The organism is Bacillus sp. ISL-35 (assembly GCF_018613355.1).
Taxonomy (GTDB): Bacteria; Bacillota; Bacilli; order Bacillales; family Cytobacillaceae; genus Mesobacillus.
On the sequence record NZ_JAGGQK010000017.1, the window covers coordinates 23,423 to 32,956 of the forward strand.

The 9,534-nt window shown below is 43.2% G+C and carries 10 protein-coding genes; 3 read left to right on the forward strand and 7 right to left on the reverse strand.

All coding sequences use genetic code 11. The annotated features are described in order from the left end of the window. Positions 1-72 precede the first annotated feature (72 nt). The 7 genes from clpP to J7E38_RS19705 all read right to left on the reverse strand — a co-directional run bounded on the left by clpP (position 73) and on the right by J7E38_RS19705 (position 6,014). Positions 73-654 carry an ATP-dependent Clp endopeptidase proteolytic subunit ClpP gene (gene clpP / locus J7E38_RS19675; protein ID WP_214710209.1) on the reverse strand — a complete coding sequence of 194 codons (582 nt, stop codon included), beginning with the start codon at positions 652-654 and terminating at the stop codon, positions 73-75. A 20-nt stretch (positions 655-674) separates the two neighbouring features. Then, positions 675-1,343 carry a sigma-70 family RNA polymerase sigma factor gene (locus J7E38_RS19680; RefSeq protein ID WP_214710211.1) on the reverse strand — a complete coding sequence of 223 codons (669 nt, stop codon included), beginning with the start codon at positions 1,341-1,343 and terminating at the stop codon, positions 675-677. Between the two features lie 501 nt (positions 1,344-1,844). Next, positions 1,845-2,357: a DUF5381 family protein gene (locus tag J7E38_RS19685; protein WP_214710213.1), complete on the reverse strand. Its 513-nt coding sequence runs from the start codon at positions 2,355-2,357 to the stop codon at positions 1,845-1,847. Positions 2,358-2,435: 78 nt separating this feature from the next. Then, a complete protein-coding gene (locus tag J7E38_RS19690) occupies positions 2,436-2,954 on the reverse strand; it encodes a DUF5381 family protein (RefSeq protein WP_214710215.1) in 519 nt (172 codons plus the stop codon). After that, positions 2,944-3,726, reverse strand: a complete 783-nt coding sequence (locus J7E38_RS19695) for a hypothetical protein (protein ID WP_214710217.1) — start codon at positions 3,724-3,726, stop codon at positions 2,944-2,946. The genes J7E38_RS19690 and J7E38_RS19695 overlap by 11 nt, the downstream gene beginning before the upstream one ends. A gap of 9 nt (positions 3,727-3,735) precedes the next feature. After that, positions 3,736-4,974, reverse strand: a complete 1,239-nt coding sequence (locus tag J7E38_RS19700; protein ID WP_214710219.1) for a glycine zipper domain-containing protein — start codon at positions 4,972-4,974, stop codon at positions 3,736-3,738. Between the two features lie 158 nt (positions 4,975-5,132). Then, complete coding sequence (locus J7E38_RS19705; RefSeq protein ID WP_215038857.1) at positions 5,133-6,014, reverse strand: DMT family transporter; 882 nt, start codon at positions 6,012-6,014, stop codon at positions 5,133-5,135. A 153-nt stretch (positions 6,015-6,167) separates the two neighbouring features. Here J7E38_RS19705 and J7E38_RS19710 point away from each other — a divergent pair, with 153 nt between their 5' ends. From J7E38_RS19710 to J7E38_RS19720, 3 genes are read left to right on the forward strand one after another with little or no spacing between them, the layout of a single operon-like run. Continuing rightward, on the forward strand, positions 6,168-6,404 hold the full coding sequence (locus tag J7E38_RS19710) for a hypothetical protein (RefSeq protein WP_214710223.1): 237 nt from the start codon (positions 6,168-6,170) through the stop codon (positions 6,402-6,404). Beyond that, positions 6,405-8,654, forward strand: coding sequence for a molybdopterin oxidoreductase family protein (locus J7E38_RS19715; protein ID WP_214710225.1), 2,250 nt, complete (start codon positions 6,405-6,407; stop codon positions 8,652-8,654). Further along, complete coding sequence (locus tag J7E38_RS19720) at positions 8,651-9,049, forward strand: hypothetical protein (protein WP_214710227.1); 399 nt, start codon at positions 8,651-8,653, stop codon at positions 9,047-9,049. Before J7E38_RS19715 ends, J7E38_RS19720 begins: the two co-directional genes overlap by 4 nt. Positions 9,050-9,534 lie beyond the last annotated feature (485 nt).

Consider the following 9,534-nt stretch of genomic DNA (forward strand, 5'->3'; position numbering starts at 1 on the left):
ATTTTTTGCTTTAAATTCAGTCGATTCCTTGTTTTAGCACAAAAAAGGGCTGCCAGAGCAGCCCTTACGTCACTATGTCCGTGTAATAATTTTATCAATAATCCCATACTCCAAAGCTTCCTGTGCACTCATGAAGTAATCGCGGTCAGTGTCCTTTTCGATTTTTTCCACTGGCTGACCAGTGCGTTCTGAGATGAGTTTATTCACATGGTCACGAAGTTTGAGGATTCTTTTAGCGGAAATTTCTATTTCGGTAGCCTGCCCTCTTGCCCCGCCAAGAGGCTGATGGATCATGATTTCGCTATTTGGCAGAGCGAATCTTTTTCCTTTCGTGCCGGCAAGCAAAAGCATTGCCCCAAACGACGCGGCCATTCCGATACAGATAGTGCTGATATCTGGCTTGATGTATTCCATCGTATCAAAAATCGCGAACCCTGCAGTTGTAGAGCCCCCAGGACTGTTAATGTAGATGGAAATATCCTTATCGGGATTATCTGCTTCAAGAAATAACAACTGTGCAATGACACTGTTGGCCACCTGGTCGTTGATCTCATCACCAATCATGATGATACGGTCTTTTAACAATCTGGAATAAATATCGTATGAACGCTCGCCACGGTTAGATTGCTCTATGACATAAGGAATTGTACTCATATCGTTCCTCCCTTTCCTGCTTAAGCAGCCATTCTGAAAGTAGAGAGAGGTGAACGAGAACCTGAATGCAATGACATCTCCGGAACGGATGCAGCAAGCGCCGGAATCTCCTGGATGTTTTCCAAAAGAACGGATGGGTCCTCGGATTGCAGCGATTCGCAAAGTAAGTCTGACAGCAGGATTTCTTCATCATCGCTTAAAACCTGGTCCAGGTCTCGCAGGCTGCTATCCTGATCAAGCCTCTTCCTTGCCCGATGAAGCGCAGCTTTTACGGCCATTTCGGTAGAACCCATCAGCTCGGCAATTTCACGCGACTGAAAACGAAACGCTTCCTTCAAAACCAAAATCACCGCCTGCTTCGGCGTCAATTTGGACAAAAGCGTTTCAACAGTATCGATCACATTCCCTTGAGTGCTCGATCCGAGATTTTCCGGAATCCCCGTCACTTCACGGCCGTTCTTCCTGATTGTATCCACCCACTGGTGATAAGCCATTTTTTTCAGTAAGGCTCCGCTAATCTGTGATGGCTCATAATGACGGATTGCCTTCATTGTCACTTCCTGCAACAGATCATCACCATCCCAGCTGCTCTGGGTTAAAAACCGGCAATATCGCCGCAGGCTTTGATAATGGCCCATGATCCCCGATTCCTTTTCAGTATTCACATTCCTAAGCTTGTCGATCGACATTCTGTTCACTCCTTTGAACCTCTCTGCACCTTAAACGGATTGAGGGAGGGAAAAGATACGGCCTTGTGTTTTTTTTTACTTTTTTCAGTATATGCACATCTTACTTTCGTCTGCCCGACCATTAATACGTTATATTACAGTAATACATACAAAATTAAGCTTGGAAATAAAAATCCACAAGCCACATGCTCAAATCGTCTTATGCTTTTTTCGCCTTAAGTCAGAAAAGAACATTAAACTTATTCCAAACGGCATAGGCATTAAAAAGAAAAGAATCAATCCATAAATTATGTCGCGTTCCATAAAAAAAGAAATAGAGGAAATTAAAAAAATGATGGAAAAAAATAAGGTAACCAACCCCCAAAATAGACTTTTTATTTTCTTGTAAAATCTGCACATTATTTTAATCACCCTTTGACATTTAAATTTTTATAGATAAATAACTTCCACCCTTTATTATGCTATTCCATTTATGCCAAACTCTTGTTTCTGCAGGCTTCTTTAAACTCGGGCTCCGTTATTGCCCTTGTGTTTTTCCCAATTTCGCTTTAATTCAGGACTCGCATGAGGAATTACATAATCTGTTATAACCTGGTTTACCTTTTCTTCACCTACCAGGTTATAAGTAGGAAATTTAATTTTCTTTTTGTTCGCGGTTTGGGCAACAAGGTACTTTAAACTGGAGCCGCCCCATTTAATATCATCGATCTCATTGATTGGAATACTATTTTTTCTTCCTTTTAACATTCCTGATTCAATAGTGAATATAGTTTTCCCAGATAATATTAAACTAATGAGTTTTAACAAAATGGAGCCAGAAAAGATTAACCCGACAATTCCAATGATGCCGATTAAAAAGCCCCTTACGATTCCTGAATCAGGAGCGACTACGAAAAGAACAAATCCTGTTAATAATGTGCCAAATAGTGCAGAGCTAATCATACAGCCGGCTCCAGGAGCTGTATAAACAACTTCCACCCTATTTCCTGTTACTTTTATATTATGTTCATCCATTTTAAGGTCACCTTTCACATCCATATATAATAAAAGCTTACAGAGCTAATCACTTTAGCCTGCAAGCTTCAAAAAAATTTATGCGCCTTTATTGCTCATACGCTTATTCCAGTTCTCCTTAAACTCTGGGGTCGCATATGGAATGACATAATCATTGATCACCTGGTTCACTTTTTCTTCTGGAACGAGGTTATAAGAAGATAACTTGATAGTCTTTTTGTTTGTCGTCTTGATAGCCAGATACTTCAATGAACTGCCAGTCCATTTCATATCCGTGATGTCCTTAATCGGGACTGCCTTGTTTTTCCCCTTGAAATAACCATCTTGGACTGTATATACTGCTTTCCCGGTCAGCAATGCTCTGACAACCTTTAGCACCACTGTACCGAAAAACAGCAATCCAATGCTACCAATGATAATTCCGATAAAAGCCCTAATGAACCCTGATGTAGGGACTATGTAGAATAAAATAAAGAGAGATGCTACCAACAGCGATCCACCGCCAATCAGCATGCAGCCTGCTCCCCCACTTGTATAGACTACCTCTACTCGATCTTCGTAAACTTTTATATTATTTTCTTGAATCTCATTTTCCATATGGCACCTTTTCTAATGACTCTATGACATTTTCTTTGATTAATTGGACGACTTTATTGCTATCGTACTGATTCATATAAAAAACATCCTCATTTTTTTCAATGATCCAGTTATTCTTGCTGTCATTTGTAAATAACACGACGTTCTTTGCTACCGGCTCCTTTTGTTCCGTAAACTCCATGAATAACAGAGTATTTAACATTCCATTTGTTGTTTTAAGAGTTTCATAGAATTCTTGTTTTTCCCCGTGGAGCACAGGAAGTTCAAAAAGTTTTTGGTTATCCTCCAGTGAGTCAAGCAACTGTTCAAATTCTGTCTGGCTTAATTCAAATCCACTGCCGTTACCATCTCCACTAATTCGGTAAAATGCAGAAATTACATCTGCTGCTGTACCTTCAGTTACTTTTTCAAAAACGTGTACCTGCTCATCGAAAAGAAGGGAATGCTGAAGGACCGTCTTCCCGTTAAAATGGAATGAAACAGACTCCTCCCCGCCATCTTCTCCATGACGGGAAGCTTTGACTGATTGGTCTGAGTAATTTAACATGGAGATGACCTCTACCAGCTCTTCCACAAGAGTAAATTTATGATTTTTGTATACCAGCAGATTTTTAGACAAAAGCGAACGGGTCGTAATTTGGAGCAGAAGATCCATTTTTTCATCGTCCAGATCCCCGAAATAAACCTGCTTCAATGCATTTCCATGCTCAAAATATCCTTCATTGTAAAAACAATAAATTAATTCCTCAATAGAAAGTGAAATTTTACTCATCTTATCCTCCTATCCCCCAAAACCAAGGATTGATTTTGCTCCGCTCAATAGACTTGAAGCATGTTCTTTTACATTATTAAAACCATCCTTTACCTTGCTGACACCGGAAGCAATGGCCTCTGTTCCTTTATGAATACCATCTTTAAAGTGCAGGGCTGTTTTATCAACCCATGCAGGAGTTTTATCAGCAATCTTATCGCCAACCCAGCTGCCAATAAAACCGCCGACAGAAGCGCCGACAACTGTGCCTACAGGGCCGAATACACTTCCGACAACCCCGCCTGCTACTGCTCCAGCGACGGAGGTTGCAGAAACAACCGTAGTTTTATATACTGCACTGCCAACCACTTTCGCGTTTTCTTCTTTCAACTTCTCACCGCTATACAAGTTATAATTTTCGGTAATTTTAATCCCTGCACCAATTGTCTCTGCTCCCGCTGTTATTAGTACCGCCAATGCAGCATTTGATTTCCCGAGCCTCAACCCGTTTTTCAATACGCTGCCCGCATTATTTTTAACTGCATTGAGCATCGTTCCGCCTTTGGCATCATCAATAAGCTTGGAAACGCTGTTGCTGAGGCCAGCTATATCTTTCGGAAAATAATTGGCCGCCCGCTTATAAATAAGCTCAGATAACGTTTTTTTGCTAAAGGCCCTGGTAGGGCTGACCATTAGCCGTGCAAGCATATTCATTTTAGAGCTTTCAATTCTATGAATCATACTAGCCATGGGCAACCGCATCTTACCCAGTAAAACATCATCGACTACCTGGAACTTGCGCAGTACTCCATCAATATCCGAGAACCTGAATCCAAGCAAGTGCATGAGTCCTGCCCCGGCAGCGTATTGTGCACCATGCAGGAAATCCACCCATCTGCCGTAGGTATTATTGTACGTTTCATATAAATTACTGGCAAAGTGCCCATCAATTTGTTTCCTTGCCGCTTCAATCGCCTTATTGACAGCGTCTGCCTGACGATTCACTCGGTTTTCCGAATTCGCGTAACGGTCGGCGGATTGAATGGTAAAGGATTTTAACTGCTTCATATGCATTGCGATTCGGTCCGAGGAAGCCGAAGCACGCCGAAATTGACCGCTGATTCCGTTGCGTCCGAGTATTCGTGGATCAATGCTGCTTCTTACCCCGGCAACCTTACTCTGAATGCTTTCAAGACGGCCGATCGTATGGCTCAAGCCTGAAACTGAATTATTAACTGCATTAATGTTAAATACAATTTTTGAAGACAAGGAACTTCACTTCCTGTTAAAAAAAATTTATAAACAACACCAATAGGTTGGCGAAGTTTTCCATACATTTTATTATAATTGAGAATGTTTTTTAATTAAATATTATTACCTAAATATAGGTTTAAAGGATGATTTAACCATATAAAACCAAGGTCTTTTTACCCAACTTTTTCGGTTATTAAACTTGTTTTCTTTGCAAACGTCCAATTCACCAGGAAAATCCCTGTAAAAATCAGTGCTCCTCCGGCATAAACATACCATTCGACGACTTCATCCAGCAGGACCCAGCCTGATAGTACTCCGAAGAAAGGAGCAAGGAATAGGAAAGCACTTGTTTTTCCAGGATCACCTTTATTTATGAGGTAAAACCAGATGGCAAACTGAACGATTGATGCCATGATGGCCAACCATAAGATAATCGCAATGGAAATCGGGTTGATCGCAAGCCTCGGTGTTTCCATTGTAAGCCCCATCAATAAAAGGATGGTGCCTCCAAATAACATCTGGTAGGCGGTCAGCACCCAGACATTGAAGCGGCTTCCCCATTGTTTGATCAGGATGGTGCCAATCGACCATGATACCGCCGCGCCTAGACCGAGAAGCGTTCCAGTGGTCAGCTGCAAATGAAATCCAAGAGTAATGAAAACCCCGAGAAAGCCAACAATCGCTCCTATCCATTGCAGTAGCCTGTAGCGAATCCCTAAAAATATCGTACCCATAAGCACGACCATCAAAGGATTGGTAAAGGTTAAGATCGATGATTCCCCTGCAGTGATTGTACGCAAGCTGAGGAAAATACAGCCCATGACACTCGCTGTTTGCATCAAGCCAATGACGAATATCCTTCCCCAGTCAGCAAGCTTTGCAGGCAACGGATTTTTCCTGACGATCACAGCCATCAATAGTCCGGCAATCGTGAACCTCAATCCAACCAATAATAATGGAGAAACATATGTCAAGCCGATTTTGCCTACTGTAAAAGAAGAGCCCATCAGAAAGGTAGTCGCAACGACTAACACAACAAATAAATATGGATGTATCCTGCTTTCAGGCAAATCAATCCCTCCTAACAATTCCTACTATATTCTTTTTCAATAGGTTGAATTCCTGCATGGTTCTTAAGGTAGCGGTCTTCTAAAAAAGGAAAAAAGCGCATATTAATAACCAATTTGTACTTAAAGGAGAAGATCATCATGAAAAAATACATTTTGCCGCCTTTGCCTTTTTACCAGCAGGTCCTGCCTCCTTATAGACCGGAAACAGGCATGGACCCAGCTGTTTTACCTGTCTATTCAGCAGAAACTCCACAAGCCCCTCCTTTTCTGCCTTACCGGAATATCAGCCGGTTTCCGCGATATCCTTCCTATAACCAGCTCAGGCATGTTTTGCTTCCACAAAATGTCTTACTCAATAAAAGGGGTGAAACATAAATGGCATGGGACAACTCGCGTGAGGATATTAATGTGTATTCACAGGGTGAAGTCGAAAAGTGGGTGTATTCGACCTGCAATATTTGTTCGAACGGCTGTGGGTGCTATATTGCCGTCAAGGACAATAAAATCGTTGGCATAAAAGGAAACAAAAAATATCCTGTCAATCGGGGCAGACTTGGGCCCAAAGGAGAAAATCAGTGGTGGGCGAATAACAGCATTGACCGCTTGACCACGCCGCTGATCAGAAACAGTCAAGGAATTCTGGTCCAGGCGTCATGGGAGGATGCTTATTCGCTGCTTGTTGAAAAGGTGCAGGAACAGCTAAAGGTGAATGGTCCTAAAAGTATTGGATTCTACCATACAGGGCAGGCTTTCCTCGAAGAATACTATACGATTGCCAAAATCATGCGGGCTGGCATCCGAACCCATAATGTCGATGCCAATACACGCCTTTGCACTGCCACCGCTGAATGGTCCCTGATTCAAAGTTTTGGGTCGGATGGGCCCCCAGCCTGTATGGAGGATGTAGACCAGGCAGACGTGATTGTCTTTATAGGACGAAATTCCAATGAAACAAATACGGTTTTATGGGAACGGACCCTGCAGGCAAGGCAACGGAATCATACAAAAATCATTGAAATTGACCCCCGCCTCGATATGAGTTCCCGGATGGCAGACATGAGCATCCGGCCGAAGCCAGGCACGAATGTCGCTTTGCTGAATGGAATTATCCACCTGCTGATCAGTAACGGCTGGATTGATGAAAATTATATTTCTCGCCATACGGTTGGCTTTGAAGAACTGAGGTTTTCTGCCGCCAACTATACTCCTGAAACGGTGGAGAGAATAACAGGAGTTCCGGCTCAAACAGTGATTGACTGCGCCAAACTGATCGGCACTTCGAAAAAAGTTTTAACCATTTTACTGCAGGGTGTCTATCAAAGCATGGATGCGACACCCGCCTCGTCGCTGGTGAATTCTATGCACCTGATAATGGGCAAAATCGGCAAACCAGGCTGCGGCCCTTTCCAGCATGCTGGCCAGCCAAGTGCGATGTCCAATCGCGAAACAGGCGGATCCGGCTTTTATCCTGGTTACCGGAACAGTGATAACCCCCTTCAGCTTAAGGAAATTGCCGATCTGTGGAATGTACCGGTTGAATCCCTACCGGCAGGACCGGAAACTCATGTCATGCAAATGCTCGATATGATGGAACAAGGGACAATCCAGCTGTTTTGGGTTATGTACACCAACCCGGTCGTTTCCCTGCCGAACAGAAGCCGCTTCATTCAGCTATTGAAAAAAGTCTTTTTAGTCGTTCAGGATCCATTCTTAAGTGAGACCGCCGAGTTTGCGGACCTTGTTTTGCCCACAGCGATGTGGGGTGAAAAAGAAGGGACCATGACCAATCTTGAACGCCGCGTCAATGTCTTGAGAAAAGCAGTAGACCCTCCATACCAGCTTCCTTCCGACTTTGAAATCCTGCTTGAGTTCTCAAGAAGAATGGGATTCACGGATCGAAGCGGAAACCCGTTGATCAAATACAACACTCCAGAGGAAGCTTTTAATGAATGGCGGGTTGTCTCCAGTGGACGGCCTTGCGATATGTCAGGCATGACATATGAAAAAATGGAACAATTAGGCGGAATTCAGTGGCCATGTAATGAAAAATACCCGAATGGGAAAGAACGATTATATACAGATGGCGTTTTTAACACACAGCTTGATTATGCAGAGTCTTATGGGCGGAATATGCTGACAGGCAGAGGCAGGACGCGGGAGGAATTCAAGGAGATTGGAGCGAATGGAAAAGCAATCTTATATGGTTTTGATTGGGCCCCTATGACAGAACATCCTGATCAGGAGTATCCATTCTATTTAAATACCGGCCGACTCGTTTATCACTGGCATACCAGGACAAAAACCGGCCGCGCACCGCTTTTGCAAATGAATGCGCCTGAAGGATATGTAGAAATACACCCTGATGATGCAGCAAGATTTGAAATTGCACCAGGAGATACCGTTAAAGTCTCGACAAGGAGAAGTGAAATCTTTGTACCTGCCCGAGTAACAGATACCATCCTGCCTGGCTCTGTCTTCATCCCATTCCATTTTGGCGGTATCAATGAAAAGCAAGCTGCCAATGAACTGACACTCGATACTTGGGACCAGGTATCCAAACAGCCTCATTTTAAAAATGGAGCCTGCAAAATCGAGAAAATCTTCCCGGGAGTGCAGCCGTTATGAATTACTTGTTGGAATCCCTTCTAACCGTGTCTGTTAAAATGTTGAGAAATCTAGACATTTTCGAAAAAGAGATCCGCTCTTACCATGCATATATTTATAGATTAAAAATATTAATCAGGGAATGTATTCAACATATTGAAGGCGCAAAAAAGAATCAGCACAGCCTTGAAAAATTCCGGGAGGACCTCTCCATCCTGTACAGAGAGGCAGATATGATCGCAGAACTGAATACGATTCTGAAACGTACCTCCTCTTTCAATCTCGATTTGGAAGTAAAGAGTCTCGAGCAGCATCTGACCGAGTTTGTTCCACTGGTCGTTCAAATATACGGGAAAAAGCAATCCTTTTTAATCGTGACCCCAGGGTTCCAGCAAAGATCCAATTTGTGGGAGTAGCTCATTTCCCTTACCAATCCTTTACGGGCACATGTTTTCATGGTATGTGACCGTACTTCGGGGCATTTTTGCACAACGGGCACATATTGACCTACTTGTGACCGTCATCCTGATTTTTCTTCCCGCACGGGTACATGTTGGCTAAACTTGTGACAGTCATTCTGATCTTTCTTCCCGCACGGGCACATGTTGACCTAACTTGTGACCGTCATTCCGGTTTTTCCTCCCGTACGGTCACATGTTAACCTAACTTGTGACCGTCATTCGCTTTTTTCTTCCCGCACGGTCACATGATGGCCTAACTTGTGACCGTCATTCCGGTTTTTCTTCCCGCACGGGCACATGTTGACCTAACTTGTGACCGTCATTCCGGTTTTTCTTACCCCACGGGCACATGTTGACCTAACTTGTGACCGTCATTCCGGTTTTTCTTCCCGCACGGTCACATGATGACCAAACTTGTGACCGTCATTCCGGTTTTTCTT

Coding starts and splice junctions, on each gene's coding strand:
- J7E38_RS19720 (WP_214710227.1), top strand. CDS start 8,651: ATGAATTACTTGTTGGAATCCCTTCTAACCGTGTCTGTTAAAATGTTG.
- J7E38_RS19715 (WP_214710225.1), top strand. CDS start 6,405: ATGGCATGGGACAACTCGCGTGAGGATATTAATGTGTATTCACAGGGT.
- J7E38_RS19690 (WP_214710215.1), bottom strand. CDS start 2,954: ATGGAAAATGAGATTCAAGAAAATAATATAAAAGTTTACGAAGATCGA.
- J7E38_RS19685 (WP_214710213.1), bottom strand. CDS start 2,357: ATGGATGAACATAATATAAAAGTAACAGGAAATAGGGTGGAAGTTGTT.
- J7E38_RS19710 (WP_214710223.1), top strand. CDS start 6,168: ATGAAAAAATACATTTTGCCGCCTTTGCCTTTTTACCAGCAGGTCCTG.
- clpP (WP_214710209.1), bottom strand. CDS start 654: ATGAGTACAATTCCTTATGTCATAGAGCAATCTAACCGTGGCGAGCGT.
- J7E38_RS19695 (WP_214710217.1), bottom strand. CDS start 3,726: ATGAGTAAAATTTCACTTTCTATTGAGGAATTAATTTATTGTTTTTAC.
- J7E38_RS19680 (WP_214710211.1), bottom strand. CDS start 1,343: ATGTCGATCGACAAGCTTAGGAATGTGAATACTGAAAAGGAATCGGGG.